The organism is Rhodococcus chondri, from assembly GCF_036327435.1.
GTDB lineage: Bacteria > Actinomycetota > Actinomycetes > Mycobacteriales > Mycobacteriaceae > Rhodococcus > Rhodococcus chondri.
On sequence record NZ_JAUZMZ010000094.1, the window covers coordinates 1 to 19,776 of the forward strand.

General features: G+C 68.0%; 23 protein-coding genes. 15 read left to right on the top strand and 8 right to left on the bottom strand.

What is annotated here, in order from left to right; translation table 11 throughout:
• The 5 genes from Q8814_RS16400 to Q8814_RS16420 all read left to right on the top strand — a co-directional run.
• Positions 1-880 (top strand): glucosyl-3-phosphoglycerate synthase (locus Q8814_RS16400; RefSeq protein WP_330153075.1); only part of this gene is annotated, 880 nt, incomplete at its 5' end.
• Positions 881-932: 52 nt separating this feature from the next.
• On the top strand, positions 933-1,358 hold the full coding sequence (locus Q8814_RS16405; protein WP_330153076.1) for a DivIVA domain-containing protein: 426 nt from the start codon (positions 933-935) through the stop codon (positions 1,356-1,358).
• Entirely contained in the window at positions 1,355-1,918 is a 564-nt protein-coding gene (locus Q8814_RS16410; RefSeq protein ID WP_330153077.1) for a DNA-3-methyladenine glycosylase I, read from the top strand. The genes Q8814_RS16405 and Q8814_RS16410 overlap by 4 nt, the downstream gene beginning before the upstream one ends.
• Positions 1,919-2,078: 160 nt before the next feature.
• Positions 2,079-2,246 (top strand): DUF3117 domain-containing protein, encoded by a 168-nt coding sequence (locus tag Q8814_RS16415; protein WP_006554284.1) that lies wholly within the window; start codon positions 2,079-2,081, stop codon positions 2,244-2,246.
• A gap of 114 nt (positions 2,247-2,360) precedes the next feature.
• Entirely contained in the window at positions 2,361-3,290 is a 930-nt protein-coding gene (locus tag Q8814_RS16420; RefSeq protein ID WP_330153078.1) for a putative RNA methyltransferase, read from the top strand.
• On the opposite strand, the gene glgA is transcribed toward Q8814_RS16420, so the two are convergent.
• Positions 3,277-4,449 (bottom strand): glycogen synthase, encoded by a 1,173-nt coding sequence (gene glgA, locus Q8814_RS16425; RefSeq protein WP_330153079.1) that lies wholly within the window; start codon positions 4,447-4,449, stop codon positions 3,277-3,279. The two genes, Q8814_RS16420 and glgA, sit on opposite strands and share 14 nt — an antisense overlap.
• A gap of 69 nt (positions 4,450-4,518) precedes the next feature.
• Positions 4,519-4,854, bottom strand: coding sequence for a metal-sensitive transcriptional regulator (locus Q8814_RS16430; protein WP_330153080.1), 336 nt, complete (start codon positions 4,852-4,854; stop codon positions 4,519-4,521).
• A 136-nt stretch (positions 4,855-4,990) separates the two neighbouring features.
• On the opposite strand from Q8814_RS16430, the gene glgC reads away from it, so the two are divergent.
• Complete coding sequence (gene glgC / locus Q8814_RS16435; RefSeq protein ID WP_330153081.1) at positions 4,991-6,205, top strand: glucose-1-phosphate adenylyltransferase; 1,215 nt, start codon at positions 4,991-4,993, stop codon at positions 6,203-6,205.
• Positions 6,206-6,224: 19 nt separating this feature from the next.
• On the opposite strand, the gene Q8814_RS16440 is transcribed toward glgC, so the two are convergent.
• Entirely contained in the window at positions 6,225-6,860 is a 636-nt protein-coding gene (locus Q8814_RS16440; RefSeq protein WP_330153082.1) for an O-methyltransferase, read from the bottom strand.
• Between the two features lie 296 nt (positions 6,861-7,156).
• Here Q8814_RS16440 and sigE point away from each other — a divergent pair, with 296 nt between their 5' ends.
• The 4 genes from sigE (at position 7,157) to tatB (ending at position 10,322) form a co-directional block, all read left to right on the top strand.
• Positions 7,157-7,825 (top strand): RNA polymerase sigma factor SigE, encoded by a 669-nt coding sequence (gene sigE / locus Q8814_RS16445; protein WP_330153083.1) that lies wholly within the window; start codon positions 7,157-7,159, stop codon positions 7,823-7,825.
• Positions 7,826-7,841: 16 nt separating this feature from the next.
• On the top strand, positions 7,842-8,219 hold the full coding sequence (locus Q8814_RS16450) for an anti-sigma factor family protein (RefSeq protein ID WP_330153084.1): 378 nt from the start codon (positions 7,842-7,844) through the stop codon (positions 8,217-8,219).
• Between the two features lie 82 nt (positions 8,220-8,301).
• Entirely contained in the window at positions 8,302-9,855 is a 1,554-nt protein-coding gene (locus tag Q8814_RS16455; RefSeq protein ID WP_408015920.1) for a S1C family serine protease, read from the top strand.
• Between the two features lie 71 nt (positions 9,856-9,926).
• A complete protein-coding gene (tatB, locus tag Q8814_RS16460) occupies positions 9,927-10,322 on the top strand; it encodes a Sec-independent protein translocase protein TatB (RefSeq protein ID WP_330153085.1) in 396 nt (131 codons plus the stop codon).
• 27 nt (positions 10,323-10,349) lie between these two features.
• Here the strand turns inward: tatB and Q8814_RS16465 are convergent, their stop codons facing one another.
• The 5 genes from Q8814_RS16465 to Q8814_RS16485 all read right to left on the bottom strand — a co-directional run bounded on the left by Q8814_RS16465 (position 10,350) and on the right by Q8814_RS16485 (position 15,497).
• Complete coding sequence (locus Q8814_RS16465) at positions 10,350-11,483, bottom strand: Mrp/NBP35 family ATP-binding protein (protein ID WP_330153086.1); 1,134 nt, start codon at positions 11,481-11,483, stop codon at positions 10,350-10,352.
• Positions 11,484-11,508: 25 nt separating this feature from the next.
• Positions 11,509-12,384: a lytic transglycosylase domain-containing protein gene (locus Q8814_RS16470; RefSeq protein WP_330153087.1), complete on the bottom strand. Its 876-nt coding sequence runs from the start codon at positions 12,382-12,384 to the stop codon at positions 11,509-11,511.
• A 244-nt stretch (positions 12,385-12,628) separates the two neighbouring features.
• Positions 12,629-13,615 carry a lysozyme family protein gene (locus tag Q8814_RS16475; RefSeq protein ID WP_330153088.1) on the bottom strand — a complete coding sequence of 329 codons (987 nt, stop codon included), beginning with the start codon at positions 13,613-13,615 and terminating at the stop codon, positions 12,629-12,631.
• Between the two features lie 90 nt (positions 13,616-13,705).
• Positions 13,706-14,230 (bottom strand): DUF1003 domain-containing protein, encoded by a 525-nt coding sequence (locus Q8814_RS16480; protein WP_330153089.1) that lies wholly within the window; start codon positions 14,228-14,230, stop codon positions 13,706-13,708.
• Positions 14,223-15,497 (bottom strand): magnesium transporter MgtE N-terminal domain-containing protein, encoded by a 1,275-nt coding sequence (locus Q8814_RS16485; protein WP_330153090.1) that lies wholly within the window; start codon positions 15,495-15,497, stop codon positions 14,223-14,225. Before Q8814_RS16485 ends, Q8814_RS16480 begins: the two co-directional genes overlap by 8 nt.
• Positions 15,498-15,555: 58 nt before the next feature.
• Here Q8814_RS16485 and Q8814_RS16490 point away from each other — a divergent pair, with 58 nt between their 5' ends.
• The 5 genes from Q8814_RS16490 to Q8814_RS16510 all read left to right on the top strand — a co-directional run.
• Positions 15,556-16,512: an HpcH/HpaI aldolase/citrate lyase family protein gene (locus Q8814_RS16490; protein WP_330153091.1), complete on the top strand. Its 957-nt coding sequence runs from the start codon at positions 15,556-15,558 to the stop codon at positions 16,510-16,512.
• A gap of 95 nt (positions 16,513-16,607) precedes the next feature.
• On the top strand, positions 16,608-17,096 hold the full coding sequence (locus tag Q8814_RS16495; protein WP_330153092.1) for a general stress protein: 489 nt from the start codon (positions 16,608-16,610) through the stop codon (positions 17,094-17,096).
• A gap of 86 nt (positions 17,097-17,182) precedes the next feature.
• Entirely contained in the window at positions 17,183-18,085 is a 903-nt protein-coding gene (locus Q8814_RS16500) for a hypothetical protein (protein ID WP_330153093.1), read from the top strand.
• A gap of 108 nt (positions 18,086-18,193) precedes the next feature.
• Positions 18,194-19,342: a winged helix DNA-binding domain-containing protein gene (locus Q8814_RS16505; RefSeq protein WP_330153094.1), complete on the top strand. Its 1,149-nt coding sequence runs from the start codon at positions 18,194-18,196 to the stop codon at positions 19,340-19,342.
• Positions 19,339-19,776, top strand: a 438-nt coding sequence (locus tag Q8814_RS16510; RefSeq protein ID WP_330153095.1) for a GNAT family N-acetyltransferase, incomplete at its 3' end; no start/stop codon positions are given. The genes Q8814_RS16505 and Q8814_RS16510, both read left to right, overlap by 4 nt.

Below are 19,776 nucleotides of genomic sequence, written 5' to 3' on the forward strand. Positions count from 1 at the left end.
CTGGGATCAGCCCGCCGGGAGGGTCGCGGAACTGGACCGGGCGAAGGCCGGACGCACCGTCCCGGTCGTTCTGCCCGCCCTCGACGAGGAGGACACGGTCGCGGGCGTCGTCGACACGATCCATCCGCTGCTCGGCGGTCTCGTCGACGAACTGGTGGTCCTCGACTCGGGTTCGACCGACGAGACCGCCGCACGTGCCCGCGCGGCCGGTGCCCGCGTCCTGTCCCGGGAAGAAGCGGTCCCCGCCGTCGAACCGGTCGCGGGTAAGGGGGAGGTGCTGTGGCGTTCGCTCGCGGCGACCTCCGGCGACCTGATCGCCTTCGTCGACTCGGATCTGATCAAGCCGGATCCGGCCTTCGTTCCGAAGCTGCTCGGGCCGCTGCTGCTCGGCGACGGTATCCACCTCGTCAAGGGGTACTACCGCCGTCCGCTACGGGTGAGCGGCTCGGAGGACACACACGGCGGCGGACGGGTCACCGAACTCGTGGCCCGGCCGCTGCTCGCCGCGCTGCGCCCCGAATTGACGTGCGTTCTGCAGCCTCTCGGTGGTGAGTACGCCGGGACGCGGGAGCTGTTGGAGGCGGTGCCGTTCGCCCCGGGCTACGGCGTGGAGATCGGACTGCTGCTCGACACGTACGACCGCCTCGGGCTGAACGCGATCGCGCAGGTGAACCTGGGGGTGCGCAAGCACCGGAACCGACCGCTCCACGAGCTGGGCGCGATGAGCCGGCAGATCGTCGGAACGATGCTGGGGCGGTGCGGGATCCCGGATTCGGGCGCGCCGCTGACCCAGTTCTTCGTCGACGGCGACTCGTTCGTACCCGTCGACACCGCGGTCAGTCTCGAAGACCGCCCGCCGATGAACAGCGTCGTCCGCTGACGACCGCACCTGCCGGTGCCGCGGTGTCGGATGTCCGTGTCAGGATCGGAGCATGCTGACCGTTCTGCTGTACGTGGGCGTCATGGTGCTCGTCGGGGCGGTGCTGTTCTTCGTCGCGAGCACCGTGTTCGGCCGGGGGGAGGCGCTCGCTCCGATCCCGCCGGGCACCACCACGACGGTGCTGCCCGCCTCGGATGTCACCGGAAGGGATATCCGCGACCTGCGCTTCCAGCAGGTTCTGCGCGGATACAAGATGAGCGAGGTGGACTGGGCGCTGGACCGGATGGCCCGCGAGATCGACGACCTGCGGGCCCGTCTCGACGAGTACGAGGCCACGGCGGCCCCGGACGAAGCGGCACCGGCAGAGGCGTCGTCACGGACGGACGAGCCGGACCCCGCGGACGAGCCTGTGCCGGAGGTGGTACCGGACGAGCAGTCGCCGCACTCTGTCGGCACCGAGACCCGGGAGAGCCGATGAGCGCCGACGGCCTCGTCCGGTGTCCCTGGGTGGTGGAACCGCCGGGGTCGACCGTGTATCGCGACTACCACGACACCGAGTGGGGACGCGAGCTCCACGGCCGCGACGCATTGTTCGAGCGGCTGGCACTCGAGGCCTTCCAGTCGGGGCTGTCGTGGTTGACGATCCTGCGCAAGCGCGAGGCATTCCGGGCGGCCTTCGCCGGATTCGATGTGGACGTCGTCGCCCGGTACGCCGAGGACGACGTGACACGGCTGCTGCAAGATGCGGGGATCGTGAGGAACAGACGCAAGATCGAGGCGGTCGTGGCCAACGCCCGGGTCGTCCTCGAGCTGCAGGACACCGACCTCGACACGCTCCTCTGGTCCTTCGCGCCACCGCGGCGCGCGCGACGACCGGAGTCGCCTGCACTGATTCCCGCGGTGACCGAGGAGTCGACGGCAATGGCACGGGAACTCAAGCGTCGCGGGTTCAGGTTTGTGGGTCCTACCACGGCATATGCGTTGATGCAGGCCGTCGGGATGGTCGACGATCACCTCGCCGCATGCGAGGTGCGATGAGCTGGTTCACACGCCCGAGCGGTCCTGACGGTGGAGTCAGGTATCGGGTCGAGATCCCGATAGGGAAGAATGAGCTAGCGCGCATCGTCGACATCGACGAGGCAACCACACGGTAACCCACGCGTCCGGCGGTCGGGCGCAGATTTGGAGGGAGCAGAGGATGGCGGCCATGAAGCCCCGGACCGGGGACGGTCCCCTCGAAGCAACCAAAGAGGGACGAGGAATCGTCATGAGGGTTCCACTCGAGGGCGGCGGACGTCTGGTCGTCGAGCTCACGCCGGAAGAGGCTGCGGCCCTGGGCGACGAACTCAAGAGTGTTACCAGCTGATCGGCCCTCCCTCGGGCATTTCGGGCCTCGCGCTCTTCGGTGCGCGAGGCCCGGTGCCGTCCGGTTCTCTCCGGTCCTCTCCGACAGCGTGTTCGTCGTGAGTGAGGTGTGTCGATGCTCGATACGGTGATCGACCTGCTGGCGTGCCCGCACTGCGATGGCGAGCTCGACCTCGACGACGCTGTGGTCCTGTGCGCACGGGGGCACACTTTCGATGTTGCCCGGCAGGGCTATGTCGGACTGCTTGCCGGCGGCGCCACCCCTTTCACCGGCGACACCGCCGACATGATCGCCTCCCGCGGAGAGTTCCTCGGTGCCGGCTACTACGACCCGATACGCGAGGCCGTGGCCGCGGCCTGTGTCGATGCCGCCGGCACGCCCGCATCGGGCGACGACGCGGACGCACCGCGCGTTCTCGAAGTCGGTGCCGGAACCGGCCAGTACCTTGCGACCGTCCTCGACGCGATGCCCGGATCCCGCGGCATCGGTCTCGACGTCTCCAAACCCGCGGCCCGTCGTGTCGCCCGCAGCCACCCGAGGGTGGGATCGGTGCTCGCCGACGTCTGGCGGCGGCTTCCGGTCCGGTCGGGTGCGCTCACCCACGTGATGGCGGTCTTCGCGCCGCGCAATGCCCCCGAAATCCACCGCGTGCTCGGGCGGGGAGGCGTACTCGTCGTCGTGTCGCCGACCTCCGAGCACCTCCACCAACTCGTGACGCTGCCCGGGATGGTGCGGGTCGACGAGAACAAGACCGAACGGCTCTCGGCGGCCCTGTCAGGACTGTTCGAGCGCACCGGACGCGTCGAGGTGCGGTTTCCGATGGCGCTGGGGCACCCTGCCCTGGAACAACTCGCGGGAATGGGTCCGTCCGCTCACCATCTCTCGGCGCAGCAGCGCACCGAGATGATCGGCGCTCTCCCGGAACCCTTCGANGTGACCGCGTCGGTGGTCGTGTCCACCTGGATCCGCCGCGACGACACCGGTCCGGACGACGACACCGCCACGGACGACGCGGGCTCCGAGCCCCGCGTCAGCGGTGGCTGATCACGTCCTGATAGACGGTCAGGGTCTGCCGGGCGATCTGCGCCCAGGAGAACTCGGTGATCGCGCGGTTCCTCCCCGCACGGCCGTATTCGGCGGCGCGGTCGGCATCGCCCGCGAGGTCGTTGATGGCGTCGGCGAGGGCGCGTTCGTAGGCTTGCGGTTCGTACGAGTTGTAGTGCACCAGCCGGCCGGTGACGCCGTCCTCCACGACCTCCGGGATACCGCCGACGTCCGAGGCGACGACCGCGGTTTCGCAGGCCATCGCTTCGAGGTTCACGATGCCCAGCGGCTCGTAGACCGACGGGCACACGAACACCCGCGCCGCGGAGAGGATCTCCCGCACCGACTCGGCGGGCAGCATCTCCTGGACCCAGAACACATTGCCGCGGACACGCTGCAGTTCGGCGACCGCGCGCTCGGTCTCGGCGGCAATCTCGGGGGTGTCGGGTGCACCCGCGCACAGCACCAGCTGGATTTCGGGGTCGAGGTCGTGGGCCGCCGCAACGAGGTGCCCGACTCCCTTCTGCCGGGTGATCCGTCCTACGAATGCGACGATCGGGCGGTCGGGGTCGATACCGATCCGGGTCAGGGCGGACTCGGAGGCAGGCTCGGCCGGACCGGGGTGCCACGTGGACGTGTCGATGCCGTTGCGCACCACGTGGACCCGGGCGGGGTCGACGAACGGATACGCGTCGAGGACGTCGAGTCGCATACCGTCGCTGACGGCGATGACAGCGTCGGCGTACTGCACCGCGTTGCGTTCGGACCACGACGAGATCCGGTAGCCGCCCCCGAGCTGCTCCGCTTTCCACGGCCGGCGCGGCTCGAGGGAGTGCGCGGTGAGCACGTGCGGCACGTCGTACAGTTCGGCGGCGAGGTGACCGGCCAGACCCGAGTACCAGGTGTGCGAATGCACGACGTCGACTCCGGCCGCGGCGTGCGCCATGCGTAGTTCCGCGGACAGGGTGGTCAGTGCCGCGTTGGCCCCCGCGAGGGCGGGATCGGGTGAGTGCACGAATGCGGTGTCGCGGGGTGCGCCCATGCAGTGCACGTCCACCTCGCACAGTCGGCGCAGCTGCCCGACCAGTTCGGTGACATGGACACCTGCACCGCCATAGACCTCGGGCGGATACTCCCGTGTCATCATTGCCAACCGCACCGACTCAAACTATCCGCCCGGCGACATTCCGGCCACTCGGCAGACACCGGGAGGCCAGGTGCGCGACGGTCAGGAGCGAACGAGGCGCGCGATGGCGTCGGATGCCTCCTTGATTTTGAGATCCGCTTCCTCGCCGCCGGTCTTGGCCGCGTCGACGACGCAGTGCCGGAGGTGGTCGTCGAGCAATCCGAGCGCAAGTCCCTCGAGGGCCTTGGTGAGCGCGGAGATCTGGGTAAGAATGTCGATGCAGTACTGCTCTTCGTCGATCATGCGGTGGATACCGCGGGTCTGGCCCTCGATCCGCTTGATGCGGGCCAGGTACTTGCTCTTGTCGCCGATGTAGCCGTGGGTGGTGTGGCACGAGGCCGACTCGCCGACGGCCGCAGGAACCATTGAGTCGCTCATGTCACTCAGTATATACCCCCTAGGGGTATAGGTATCCGGGCGTTATCCGATTTCCGGCTCGATTTCACGGCTCGATCCCGCGATCCGAAAAAGCGCTTCGCTGGCGAGGGGGTGTGGGTGCGGATAGGTTGACCGTGTGAGGAGCCAGCCCCATGTGCTTGGAATCGTGCTCGCCGGCGGCGAGGGCAAACGCCTGTACCCGCTGACAGCAGACCGCGCCAAGCCGGCCGTGCCGTTCGGCGGCGCATATCGACTGATCGATTTCGTCTTGAGCAACCTGGTGAACGCCGGGTACCTGCGCATCTGCGTTCTCACGCAGTACAAGTCGCACTCGCTCGACCGACACATCTCCCAGACCTGGCGCCTGTCCGGCTTCACCGGCGAATACATCACCCCGGTTCCCGCCCAGCAGCGACTCGGACCGCGTTGGTACACCGGTAGTGCCGACGCGATCCTCCAGTCGCTGAATCTGGTCTACGACGAGGATCCCGAGTACATCGTCGTTTTCGGTGCCGACCACGTGTACCGGATGGATCCCGAGCAGATGGTGCGGGAACACATCGAATCGGGGGCGGGCGTCACGGTCGCCGGAATCCGGGTGCCGCGCAGCGAAGCGTTCGCGTTCGGCTGCATCGACAGCGACGATCAGGGACGCATCACCCAGTTCCTGGAGAAGCCGACGCACCCTCCGGGTACACCCGACGACCCCAACGCCACCTTCGCGTCGATGGGTAACTACGTCTTCACCACCAAGACGCTCGTGGAAGCCTTGCGCGCCGATTCGGAGAACCCGGACTCCGACCACGACATGGGCGGCGACATCATTCCGGCTCTCGTCGCCGCGGGCGAGGCGCACGTCTACGACTTCAAGGACAACGTCGTACCGGGCGCCACCGAACGCGACCGCGGCTACTGGCGCGACGTCGGAACGCTCGACGCGTTCTACGACGCCCACATGGACCTCGTCTCGGTGCACCCGATCTTCAACCTCTACAACAGGCGCTGGCCGATCCGCGGGGCCATGGAGAATCTGCCACCCGCGAAGTTCGTCCAGGGCGGACTGGCCCAGGAATCGATCGTCGGGGCCGGCTGCATCCTCTCCGCGGCCACCGTCCGCAACTCGGTGCTCAGTTCCAACGTCATGGTCGAGGACGGCGCGACGGTCGAGGGCAGCGTGCTGATGCCGGGCGTGCGGATCGGGAAGGGCGCCGTGGTGCGTCACGCGATCCTCGACAAGAACGTCGTGGTGGGTGACGGCGAAATCATCGGCGTCGACCTCGAACGCGACCGTCAGCGGTTCGCTGTGAGCAACGGCGGCGTCGTCGCGATCGGCAAGGGCGTGTGGATCTAGCGCTCCGCCGCGAACCGGCTCAGTTGAGCCGCACGGCGCACAGCAACCCGTCGCCGAGCGGGAGCACCACCGGGGCCAGCCGGTCGTCGGAAGACACGGCTCGGGCCGCCTCGCGGACAGCGAGCACCGTGGAATCGCGTGCCGTCGGGTCGGCCACGCGACCCTCGAGCAGGGCGTTGTGCAACACGATCACTCCGCCCGGCCGCAGCAACCGCACGCCTTCACGCACGTAGTGCGGATGGTCTGCGGGGGTGGCGTCGACGAAGACCAGGTCGTACCCGGAGTCGGCGAGGCGGGGCAGCACGTCGAGCGCGCGACCATTGATCAGTCGCGTGCGTGAGGCGGCCACGCCGCCCTCCCGGAAGGCGATCTTCGCGGCACGCTGATGCTCCGGCTCGCTGTCGATGGTGGTGAGGACACCGTCCTCGCGCAGGCCGTGCAGAATCCACAATCCGCTCACTCCGGCGCCCGTCCCGATCTCCACGACCGTCTTCGCGTCGAGCATCCGGGCGAACAGCGCGAGCGCCGCGCCGACGGAGGGCGAGACGGGGTCTGCGCCGAGATCGAGCGCGCGGTCGCGCGCAGCGGCGAGTGATTCGTCTTCGACGACGACATTTTCGGCGTGGGCCAGGATCCGATCGGCGTTGGTCTGCACCCCAAGGAGGCTATCGTCACGCTGCCATCCGTGCAGGCAGGCGCGCACGTAGGACCCTTGAATTCTCGACCGGATCGTCCGTCGGGTTTCTCAGCGTCGTTTCAGGTTACTCATACGGCAACCACATCGACGTAGGGAAGAGTAAAGGTCAGCACACGCAGCACAACTGCACGGCACGCGTCTCGCGGTGTGGCCCACAATACGGGCGGCGAACTGGAACAAACCGGTGAGCTCGCACGTTGCACCCCGCAAGCACCGATGTCGAGCGGTCCGAAGAGGAGGATCCAGCGATCCACATGGCCCAACCCCACAGCGTTCTCGCGCACGACGCCCCTGCTCTCGACGACGCCGCAGTTCTCGACCGTGCCACCCACGGCGAGACCGGCGCGATCGAGCTCACAGGCACGGCGGTGTTCGATGCTACCGGGGATCGGACGGCGATGCCGTCGTGGGACGAGCTCGTCCGTGAGCACGGCGATCGTGTGTACCGGTTGGCCTACCGGCTCTCCGGCAACGCCCAGGACGCCGAAGACCTCACCCAGGACACGTTCATCCGCGTCTTCCGCTCGCTCCAGGACTACCAGCCGGGCACCTTCGAAGGCTGGCTGCACCGAATCACTACGAATCTGTTTCTCGACATGGTTCGCCGCCGCAACCGCATCCGCATGGAAGCGTTGCCCGACGACTACGATCGTGTACCGGCCGAAGGGCCCAATCCCGAAGAGATCTACCACGATGCGCGTCTCGACGCCGGTCTGCAGTCCGCACTGGACAGCCTGGCACCCGAGTACCGCGCCGCGGTGGTGCTCTGTGACATCGAAGGTCTGTCCTACGAGGAAATCGGTGCCACACTGGGAGTGAAGCTCGGAACGGTGCGGAGTCGCATCCACCGAGGTCGCGCGGCGCTACGTGAGTATCTGCGCGAACATGGAAGGACCGAAATCGGTCGCGTCGATGCGGGGTAGCCGCCAGGAGGGTTTGATGACGATGGTGCAGCCACCTCGCAGGTTCGGTTCCACGGAGCACTTGGCCAGCGAGGCCGTTGCAGCGTACGTCGACGGCGAATTGCGCATGACTCCGTACCTGCGCGCCGCGGAACACCTGTCGATCTGTCCCGAATGCGCCGCCGAAGTCGAAGCCCAGCAGCAGGCCCGGCACGCGCTGCGCGCGGCTGCGCAACGGGCTCCGCAGATGCCCAGCTCCCTGCTCGGTGCGCTCAACAGCATCCCCCTGCACCTGCGCGAGACCGCGTCCGGCGAACCGGCACAGCGGCCCGCCTCGCTGCAGGACAATTTCGGCGTCTCGTTCCCGGAACCGTGGCCCGGAGCACGACGGTGGTCGATCCGCCGTCGCAGGTGAGCGACCGGGCGGTAACAGCGCTCGCGGTGGTATCGGTGATACTGGGCTGCGTGACGGACCTACACGGGGGAGACGGACACGCGTGACGGCGGAATCTGTGCAGCAAACCGGGCGCGGGGACATCGGCGCCGGCAACGGTGCGTCCCTACCCGACGCGTCCTCGGGCAAGCCGGACACATCGTCCGGAGCGATTGTCCGTCCTTCCGACGCGCCTCGGCTCGATCCGCGGCCCGTGTACCGGCCCGCGGTCGATCAGGCATCGGCGCGGGTTTTCGGCCGTCCGTCGGACACGGCCGGGTCGTTCGGGTCCGTCCGCGCGGAAGAGCCCCGGATCCGAAACGCGCCGCCGCCGGATCCGATGCTCGCCGAGGCCTACGGCCGTCCGGGCGACGCAGACGACACGTTGCAGCGTCCCCCGTCGGAATCCGGCACCGACCCGGACGGCGCCGAAGGCGAACCCGACCCGTGGCGTGACCCGGACTCCGCGGTCCGGCTCGGACCTCCCGTCGAACGCACGGCACACCAGGATCTGCCGCTTGCACCGAAGCTCACCCTGCGGGAAGTGTTGTTCGACCGTCGCGTCGAACCCCGCGCCCTCGCCGCCCTCGCCGGCCTGGCAGTCGTCATCGCCATGGTCGGTGGCCTCGTGGTAGCGCTGATCACTTCCGACAACGGGTCCCTGACCAGCCGCGGCGTGTCGCTGACGCAGGTTGCCGGTGGCGATCAGCTTCCCTCCGGAGCCGTTGCACGTGTCGCCGACGCCGTGCTTCCCTCCGTGGTGTCGATCCAGGTCACTCTCGGCACGGACGCCGGCACGGGGTCCGGCGTCGTGATCGACGGCGACGGATACATCGTCACCAACAACCATGTCGTGTCCATGGCCGCGACCAATCCGGACGCAAAGGTGCAGGTCACCTTCGACGACGGCACCAAGGTGCCCGCCTCCATCGTCGGCCGCGACATCAAGACGGACCTGGCGGTGCTCGCAGTCGAGGACGTGGACAACCTCGTCGTCGCCGAACTCGGTCGTTCGGAAGATGTCCAGGTCGGTGAGGACGTGGTCGCTGTCGGTTCGCCGCTCGGCCTGAGCAAGACCGTCACCCGCGGCATCGTCAGTGCGCTGCATCGTCCGATGCGTCTGAGCGGACAGGGCACCGACACCGACGCGGTGATCGACGCCGTCCAGACGGATGCGTCGATCAACCCCGGTAACTCGGGTGGACCGCTCGTCGACGCCGAAGGGCGGGTCATCGGCATCAACTCGGCAATCAAATCCGAAACCGGTGGTTCGGTCGGTCTCGGGTTCGCAATCCCCATCGATGACGTCACCGAAGTCGTCCAGGAGCTCATCCGCAACGGCGAGATGAAGCATCCGGAAATCGGCGTCAATGCCCGCACTGTCGTCAACGACGTCGCGAGTGGCGCCGAGATCGCGAACGTTCAGCAGGACGGTCCGGCGCAGCGTGCGGGAATCGTCGAGGGAGACGTGATCGTCAAGGTCGGCGACCGGGAGGTCGCCAGCTCCGACGAACTCGTGGTCGCGGTGCACGCCCAGAAGATCGGCGAACCGGTCACCGTCCAGCTCGTACGCAGCGGTCGGATCGTCGACGTGCAAGTCACGCCCGAATCCGACTGAAACCGCTGCACACACGGTGTGACGTGGACCGCGGGAGCTGCATTCCCGCGTGAACCACGTACTCTGTATCCGTGTTCGGCAACATCGGTTGGGGCGAGTTCATAGTCCTCCTCGTCGCGGCGCTCGTCGTCCTCGGCCCGGAGCGGTTACCGGGCGCAGTGTCGTGGGTGACGAAGTCGCTGCGGCAGGTGCGCGATTACGCGTCCGGTGCCCGAGCACAGCTCAAGGAAGAACTCGGCCCCGAGTTCGACGATCTGCGCCAGCCGCTCTCGGAACTCAACCAGCTTCGCGGCATGACCCCCCGCGCGGTCATCACCAAGCATCTGCTGGACGGCGACGACTCGGTCCTCACCGGCAACTTCGACACACCCGCAGCGCCGTCCCCCAACGGCCCGGCGCCGCGTCCGAACCTGTCCAAGCCCCTCGCCCCCGGCGAGAAACCCCCGATCGATCCCGACGCGACCTAGCCTTCGGGCCGCCGAGGCCGCAGCGCGCTAGAGGTGGCGGGTCGTGTCGATCCCCAGCGACATGCCGGCCAGGCCGCGCTTGCGAACCGCGAGCTTGTCGGCGATCGCGGTCAATGCCATTCCCGGCGCCGACTCGGGCGCACTGAGCACGATCGGGGTACCCGCGTCGCCGGACTCGCGGATCGCGGGATCGAGTGGAATCTGCCCGAGCAGCGGAACCTCGGCTCCGACGGCGCGAGAGAGTCGTTCGGCAACCGCTTGCCCGCCGCCGGTGCCGAATACGTCCATCCGCGTGCCGTCCGGCAATTCGAGCCACGACATGTTATCCACGACGCCGGCGATGCGCTGGCGCGTCTGGAGCGCGATGGACCCGGCTCGCTCGGCGACTTCGGCCGCTGCCTGCTGCGGCGTGGTGACGACGAGGATCTCGGCGTTGGGGATGAGCTGGGCGACGGAGATCGCGACGTCGCCCGTGCCGGGGGGCAGATCGAGGAGCAGGACGTCGAGGTCACCCCAGAACACGTCGGCGAGGAACTGCTGCAGCGCGCGGTGCAGCATCGGCCCGCGCCACACGACGGGCGTGTTGCCCTCGGTGAACTGGGCGATGGAGATCATCTTCACGTTGTGCGCGACCGGGGGCATGATCATCCGCTCCACCTGCGTGGGCTTGGCGGACGTGCCGAGCATGCGGGGGATCGAATGCCCGTAGATGTCGGCGTCGAGCACTCCGACGGACAACCCGCGTGCGGCCATCGCTGCGGCGAGGTTGACGGTGACGGACGATTTGCCGACACCGCCCTTGCCGGATGCGACGGCATAGACGCGGGTGAGGGAACCGGGCTGCGCGAACGGGATGACGGGTTCGGTGGAGTCGCCGCGAAGGGACTTGCGCAGGGCGGTGCGCTGTTCGTCGTTCATCACATCGAGCGTGACGCGGACTTCGCCGACACCGGCGACGTCGGCGACGGCCGTGGTGACACGGTCGGAGATCTCCGTCCGCATCGGGCATCCGGCGGTGGTCAGGTAGACGGCGACGTCGACACTGCCGTCGGCACCGATTTCGATGCTCTTGACCATGCCCAGATCGGTGATGGGTTTGCGGATCTCGGGATCCTGCACCCGTGCGAGCGCACTGCGGACATCTGACTCACTGACTGCCATGACGCCCATGGTAGGCGGGACTCGCTCAGTGGATGCGCGGCAGGTCCGCCGGGCTCGGTGTGACACCGGTGGAGTAGGCAGCCGACCACGCGAGCACGTTGGCGACGTACGCCATCGAGTTGTTGTATCGGTGGATGGCTTTCGTCGAGTGCGCGAGGTTGCGCATGTCGAGTCCACCGTCGCACAGGTACCGCGCGGTGGTGAGCGTCGAATCGTAGAGATTCTGAGGGTTGGCGCTGCCGTCGCCGTCGCCGTCGCCCGCGTACTGGTTCCACGTGGTGGGAATGAACTGCATGGGACCGACGGCGCGGTCGTACACGGTGTCGCCGTCGAGGACGCCACCGTCGGTGTCGTGGATGGTCGCCTGGCCGCGGAGGCTGCCGTTGAGGGGCAGGCCGATGACGGGCTCGAACAGGTTGCCCTTGTCGTCGGCCTTGCCGCCGTTGGCGTGGCCGGATTCGACGCGTCCGATGCCTGCGAGGAGGGTCCAGTACATGCCGCAGCCGGGGTTCTCCTCTGCGAGGATGCGCTCGGCGTTGCGGTATGCGTCGAAGTTGATGCCGGGAATGCCGAGGGGCCCCTCGGGCAGCACCTCGGGCGCCGCAGGTTCCGGTTCCGCCACGGGGGCAGCTTTGGGGGCCGGAGCCGGTGCGGCTGCGGCGATCATGACCGTGTCGGAGACGGGGACCGACTGCGGGATCTCGACGACGGACGAGAGGTCGAGCGAAGTCGCGGCGGCGGTGGGCTGCGCCTCATGCTGCTGGATGCCGAGCAGGGCGCGAGGCGATGCGCCTGCGGTGGTCGCGGCTGCGGCGACGAGTCCGACGGGGACGAGTCCGGTCATGGCGATTACGGAATTACGCCTGATCTTCGAATCCGTCGGTTTCACGTGCCGGCCCACTGGTACCTCCCTCGGGCATTCTTTCGAGATGCCTCCGTTATATAGCGGTGCCAGGCTACACGATTCGTAGCTTTTCCGTTATTTAAACGTGATGTAACGCGCGTTTATGGCCACGTTGAGGGATGTTTTGCCCGGTGAGAGCGGGAACTGTGACTCTTCGGTGATGACACGCCGGAGACCGACATCGACCGGCAGACGGTCGCGTCGACGAGCAGCCGACTCGGGATTCCGAGCCGGAGCGTCGTCACTCACACAGCGAGGGAACCAGGCACGGAATGTCGGGAAGCGCGGGAAGCTCCGGCAACGCCGGGGGCTGCGGGACAGGCATGTCCTGCCCCTGCGGCGCGGGTGCTGCGGGCGCGGCGGGACTCGCGGGCGCGGCGGGACTCGCGGGTGCGGCCGGCGCGGAGGGAGACGAAGGCGCCGCGACATCCGCGACTCCCGGTACCGGGCGCGCCTCCGTCGATACGGGAGACCAACCCGCACCCGGTGCGACTTCCGCACCCTTTTCGTACTCGGCGGACCACTTCCGCACGTTTGCCAGATACTCGGGGGACGGATCGAACAGTGCTACGGCACGGGCCTGAGCTTCGGGCTCCCGGAGACCGGCGCCGCCGTCGCACATCCACGTTCCGGCCGCGAGCGTCGCGTCGAACACGTTCTGGGGATCGGCTGCGCCGTCGGCGTTCCCGTCCGACGAGAATCGCTCCCAGACCGCCGGAGGCAGCTGCATGGGGCCGATGCGCCCGTCGGGCGACGCCTTCGGCACGGACAGGGTCCCCAGTACGTCCGTCCGGCCGCCGTCGCCGTGCTGAGACGCGATGCGGCCGATCGAGGCCAGGAGGTGCCAGGGGAGTCCGCATTCGGGGCTGTCGATCGTCAGTTGCATCTCCGCCGCGCGATACGCGTAGTAGACGAGTTCCGGAATGGCCAGCGGACCCTCTCCGAATACCGCAGGTTGCCCCGAACCGGCGGGTGCCGGGGGCGGAATCTGCGACAACGGGTCCGGCGATGCCCCGCCGCGGAAGGCCTGCGGAGCGGCCGGATCGGGCGGGAGCACACCGACACCCGCAGCCCCTTCGCCGGAGAGTCCGGAGGCGGAGACCGCAGTCGCGACGTCGGGGCCCCGCCCCGCATCCGGGTGCGCCGGGAGAATCGTCGACGAGGACGCCGTTGCCGCCGACCCTGCCGCCACGACCATCGAAACTGCCAGAACCGCCCGCCACCGCACTCGATCACCCCACCTTCGTTACGGCCCTCATATCCGCAAGTCTGTGATGAACGTTACATAATAGTGACGGTGCGCGTGAGCCCTGCGACGTCAGCGCCGCGGAGCCCGTGCTTTAGGGGCGCCCGGAACTCCGCTTTCGTCGTCGGATTCGACGAGCAGCGCCCGCAGATCGTCGAGTTCGCGGCGCAGATAGTCGCGGGTGGCCACCTCTCCCACCGCGAGGCGCAGCGCCGCCAGCTCGCGCGCCAGGAATTCGGTGTCCGCCTTCGTCCGCTCTGCCCGCGCCCGATCCTCCTCGAGCGAGACCCGGTCGCGATTCTCCTGCCGGTTCTGCGCGAGAAGGATCAGTGGCGCCGCATACGCCGCCTGCGTCGAGAACGCCAGGTTGAGCAGAATGAACGGATAGGGATCCCACTGGAGGCTCACCGCGAAGATGTTGAGCGCGATCCACACGATCACGACGATCGTCTGAATCGTGAGATAGCGTCCGGTGCCCAGGAACCGCGCGATGGACTCACTGACGCGACCGACGGCCTCGGCGTCGAAGTTGAATCGGAACCGGGAGGTCCGCGGGGTTTCGAGGCGCTGACGGCCCTGAGTGATTCGGTCACTCATCCTCGGTCTCCTCTTCACGCCAGTCCTCGGGCAGCAGATGGTCGAGCACGTCGTCGACACTGACCGCGCCCAACAGGTGCCCTTCGTCGTCGACCACCGGCCCGCACACCAGGTTGTAGGTGGCGAAATACCGAGTCACCGAGGTCAGGGAATCGTCGGGATCGAGCCGGGGCAGATCGTTGTCGACGATGCCGCCGACGAGGCTCGCAGGCGGTTCGCGCAGTAATCGTTGCAGATGAACGCAGCCCAGGTACTTGCCGGTGGGGGTGGCGGTCGGCGGTCTCACCACGAAGACCAACGACGCGAGCGCGGGCGTCAGGTCCGGGTTGCGGGCCCGCGCAAGGGCTTCGGCGACCGTCGTCGCGGGGGTCATCACCACCGGCTCGGGGGTCATGAGGCCACCGGCCGTGTCGGGGGAGTGTTCGAGCAGTCGCCGCACCGGCTCGGACTCCTCGGGATCCATCCGCTGAAGGAACGACTCGGCGTCGGTCTCGGGCAGTTCACCGAGCAGGTCGGCCACGTCGTCGGGATCCATTGCCTCGAGGACGTCCACGGCGCGATCGAGACCGAGCTCCTTGAGCAGGTCGGTCTGGTCGTCCGAAGGAAGTTCCTGCACGACGTCGGCGAGCCGTTCGTCGTCGAGCGCGACAGCGACTTCGGTGCGGCGCTTGGCAGGAAGTTCCCGCAGCGCGTTGGCGACGTCCGCTGGGCGCATGTCCTCGAACTGCAGGAGCAACTGGGACACTCCCTGGCCCGGCATCGAAAGGGTCCGCTGGGTCAGTCCCTGCACGTGCTGCCAGTCGACGACGTGCATGGGAGCGCGTCGCGCGAGGCGCCCGCGGTGCCGGCGCACCGCGACGCGCGAGACCACCCAGTCGCGGGAACGGGTCAGTTCGAGTCCGAGATCGACGACCACCATGTCCAGCCCGTGGAGTTCCGGCAGCTCCGGGTCGTCGATCCGCACCCGCGAATCGAGCACCTGGGCGAGAGTGAGCACTTCGGACGGGCGCTGGGTGAACCGGCGCAGACTCACATTGCCGGTGACGAGTGTCACGGCGCCCGGTTCGATCGCGGTGACTCGCAGCATCGGCACGAAGATCCGCTTGCGTGTGGGTAATTCCACGACCAAGCCCAGAACCCGCGGCTGCTGACGGCCTATTCGGATGGTGAGCACGATGTCGCGGACACGACCGATGGATTCCCCGTCGGGGCCGAGCACCACCAGACCGGCGAGTCTCGCCGCGAATACCTTGCTCACTGCTGCCATGATTGCCAGGCTAGAGCGTGCGCTCGTCGTAGCCGGAACTTGGAGGTTTGGTCAGGCCATGTCGTTCTCGTACAGACCGCGACGGTCGGTGTTGGCAGTACCCGGCAGCAGCCGCAAAATGATCGACAAGGCCAAGGGCTTGCCGGCCGACGAGATATTCCTCGACCTCGAAGACGCGGTCTCGCCGCTGGCAAAGGAGCAGGCGCGCACGACGATCGTCGAAGCTCTCAACGAGGACGGCTGGGGCGACCAGCTCAAGGTGGTGCGCGTCAACGACTGGACCACTCCGGCCACCTATCTCGACGTCACGACCGTCGTCGGCGGCGCGGGTGCGGCGGTCGATGCGATTCTGCTCCCGAAGGTGCCCGACGCCAGCCACGTCCAGGCCCTCGATCTGCTGCTCACCCAGGTCGAGAAGACCCACGGCCTCGAGGTCGGCCGCATCGGGATCGAGCCCCAGATCGAGAATGCGATCGGTCTGACCAACATCGATGCGATCGCCACTGCGAGCCCGCGTGTCCAGACACTGGTGTTCGGTCCGGCGGATTTCATGGCCAGCATCAACATGCGCACCCTCGTCGTCGGAGAGCAGCCCGACGGCTACGACCGCGGCGACGCCTACCACCACATCCTCATGACGATCCTCATGGCGGCGCGGGCACACGGTCTGCAGGCCATCGACGGCCCGTACCTCCAGATCCGCGACGTCGATGCGTTCCGCAGGTCGGCGCAGCGCACCGCAGCGCTGGGCTTCGACGGCAAATGGGTGCTGCACCCGAGCCAGATCGATGCCGCCAACGAGGTGTTCAGTCCCCGCCAGGAGGACTACGACAAGGCCGAGATGATTCTCGACGCCTACGAATGGCACACGTCCGCGGACGGCGGCGCACGCGGAGCCGCGATGCTCGGCGACGAGATGATCGACGAGGCGAGCCGGAAGATGGCTCTCGTCATCTCGGCGAAGGGTCGTGCTGCGGGCATGAGCCGCACGGAGCGGTTCGAGCCACCGCAGTAGTGGTGACTGTGGTCGTCGGGTCCGCGTTCCGGGCAGAATGGACATCGGGCGTGCCGGATCCGACGGCGCGGCAAGCGTGAAGGAGCCGAAACCTTATGACGAATCCCCTCGGACAGCCCGGCCGGCCGGTCCCGGGTCTGCCGGAACCACCCACCGGATGGCCCGTCGGTTCGTACACGACCTACGCCGAGGCGCAGCGCGCGGTCGACCACCTGTCCGACCAGAACTTCTCCGTCGAGGACGTCACCATCGTCGGTGTCGACCTCATGCAGGTCGAGCGCGTCACCGGCCGGTTGACATGGCCGAAGGTCATCGGTGGTGGCATCGTCTCGGGTGCGTGGCTCGGTGTGTTCTTCGGCCTGCTGCTGGGCATCTTCTCCACCGACTTCCTCGGCCCACTGCTCGTCGGTCTGGTCGGCGGCATCATCTTCGGTTTGATCTCGGCGACGATTCCGTACGCCGCGACGCGCGGCCAGCGCGATTTCTCGTCGACGATGCAACTCGTCGCCGGCCGGTACGACGTGCTGTGCCAGCCGCGCAGCGCCGAACGGGCGCGCGACCTGCTCGCCAAGCTCGCGCTCTAGACGGTCGAGTCGGGAGCGGGTCCGGACCGCCCCTTTCCGGCAGTAGGCGGTGCACACCGGCGCCGTGCGCCATTACTCTCGGGTTCATGGCCACTCTCGACACGATCGCCGACGAGCTGTACGCGTTGGACCCGGCCGAGTTCGTCGAGGCCCGGTCCGAGTACGCCGCCAAGGCACGCGAGGCAGGGGACCGTGAACTGACGGCCGCAATCGGCCGGCTGCGGAAGCCCACCGTCGCCGCGTGGATGGTCAACCTGCTCGCACGCGAGCGTGCCGACGAACTCGGCGCGCTGTTCGATCTGGGCGACCAGCTGCGCACCGCGCAGCGAAAGCTCTCCGGCCACGACCTGCGCCGGTTGTCCGCGCAGCGGCGACAGGTCGTGGCGTTGCTCGAACGGGACGCGGGCCGCCTCGCGTCGAAGCACGGCCGTCATGTGTCCGACGGCGCTCTGCGGGAGGTTTCCCAGACTCTCACCGCGGCGCTTGCCGACCGGGAGGTCGCCGAACGGGTGCGCGCCGGACGCCTCGATGCGATCGTCGAGTACAGCGGGTTCGGTGACCTGAGCGCGGTACCGCTCACACTGGTGCCCGACTCGGATGAGGACGAGGACAGCGACACCGAATCCCGGACCTCCGGCGGCTCGAAGCGAGGGACGAAGAAACCGGAACGCGGTGCGCGTGAGCCTGAGCGAACCGATCGCAAGCGGGCAGAAGCGGCCGAACGTAAACGAGAGGAATGCGAGCAGGCCGCAGCCGATGCCGCTTCGGCGCGGAAGGCCGCCGACGAGGCAAGAACCGCCGCAGAGCATGCCCAGGACGAACTCGCCGCGGCGGAAACGCGTGTCGCGGAGTTGCGCGAAAAGCTTGCCCATGCGGAACAGCAACGCGAATTTGCGCGTAGTGCAGTGAATTCGGCAAAGAAGGATCTGACCGCCGCGGAGCGTGCCGCGTCCGCCGCCGACGCCGCGCTCGTGCGTCTGGGTGGGTGAGAGATCCTGCCGATCGGAGGACCGCGGCCGAGGCGAATGTAGCCGGATCGATACCGCAGTGCGGTGTCTACGCGGTGCAGTGTCGGAGTCGCGTGCGATCGTGTGGCGGTGACCATTCCGACCCTCACGAGTCGCGAACTCGGACGAGCCACCTTGGCCCGGCAACATCTGCTGCGCCGCAGCGACATGGACCCGCTGAGCATGATCGAGCACCTGCTGGGGTTGCAGGCGCAGGCGCCGATGCCGCCGTATTACGCGCTGTGGACACGACTCCGCGGTTTTCGGCCCGAAGGGCTGTCGCGTCTGATCGAATCTCGCGCGGTAGTACGGATAGTCCTGATGCGCAGCACCGTGTTCGCCGTGTCTGCGACCGACGCACACGCTCTGCGCGGGTGGGTGCAGCCGTTTCTCGAGCGAGTGCTGGATACCAACGCCGTTTACGCCTCCGGGTTGGACGGCGTCGACCGGACCTCATTGACCGCTGCGGCACGCGAGTTGCTCCGCGACGCACCACGCAGCGCGCAGGAGCTTCGTCCGCTGCTCTCGGAACGGTTTCCCGGGGCCGATCCCTCAGCCCTCGCACAAGGCGTGCGGGCGCTGTTGCCTCTCGTGCAGGTCCCGCCGCGCGGATTGTGGGGAAGATCAGGGCAGCCCCGCCTCGCGATGCTGGACGATTGGGCCCGACTCGATCCGGCGGCGCGACCGCCCTCGCCCGACACGCTGATCCTCCGCTACCTCGCGGCCTTCGGTCCCGCGAGTGTGCGCGACGCGCAGGCCTGGTGCGGTCTGACCCGACTGGCGGAGATCTTCGAGCGCCTGCGGCCTGGCCTCGCGGTGTTCCGGGACGAGCACGGCGTCGAACTGTTCGACCTCCCCGACGCGCCACGACCCGACCCGGCGACCCCGGCGCCGGTGCGGATCCTCGCGCCGTTCGACAACGTGCTGCTCTCGCACGCCGACCGCACCAGGATCGTCTCCGAGGACGTTCGGAAGCGGGTCGTGGCACAGAACGGAATCATCCGTCCGGTGGTTCTCGTGGGTGGCACCGTCGCGGGCAATGCGCAAGTGAAAACGCTCGAAGATGCTGCGGTACTGGAGGTTACGACATGGCGGCGCCTGACTGCTTCGAACCGGTCTGCGATCGAGGCGGAGGGCACGCGCCTGCTCCGCTTCGCCGAACCTCGGGCCTCTGCTCACGAAGTGCGGTTCGTGTCGGACGCCGGAGTCCGACGAGCGGATTCTACTGTCGAGGTATGAGCGCACAAGCAGAACCGGAGATCAGGGTCCTCGACTCCGAAGGGGAACTTCGGGAGGCGATGGATCTGTTCTTGACCGCCATGGTGGGCCTGCCGCCCGGCCCGACGTTTCCCGCCGGCCGGGTCGGTGACTACCTGGAGGCGGGACGCACCCTGGGGGCGTTCATCGAGGGGGCGCTGGTCGGTACCGTCGACGCGACGTCGGGAAGCATCGTCCTGCCGGGCGGCGGGCGCACCCGCCACACCGCCGTCACCCACATCGGGGTGCTGCCCACGCACACCCGCAGGGGTGTGGTCTCCGCGCTCGTGCGTCGGCAACTTCGGGATGCCCGTTCCCGCGGCGACGTGATCGCCACCCTGCGGGCGTCCGAGGCGACGATCTACGAACGGTTCGGATACGGCATCGCGTCCACAGCCACCTCCCTGGAGGTGGCC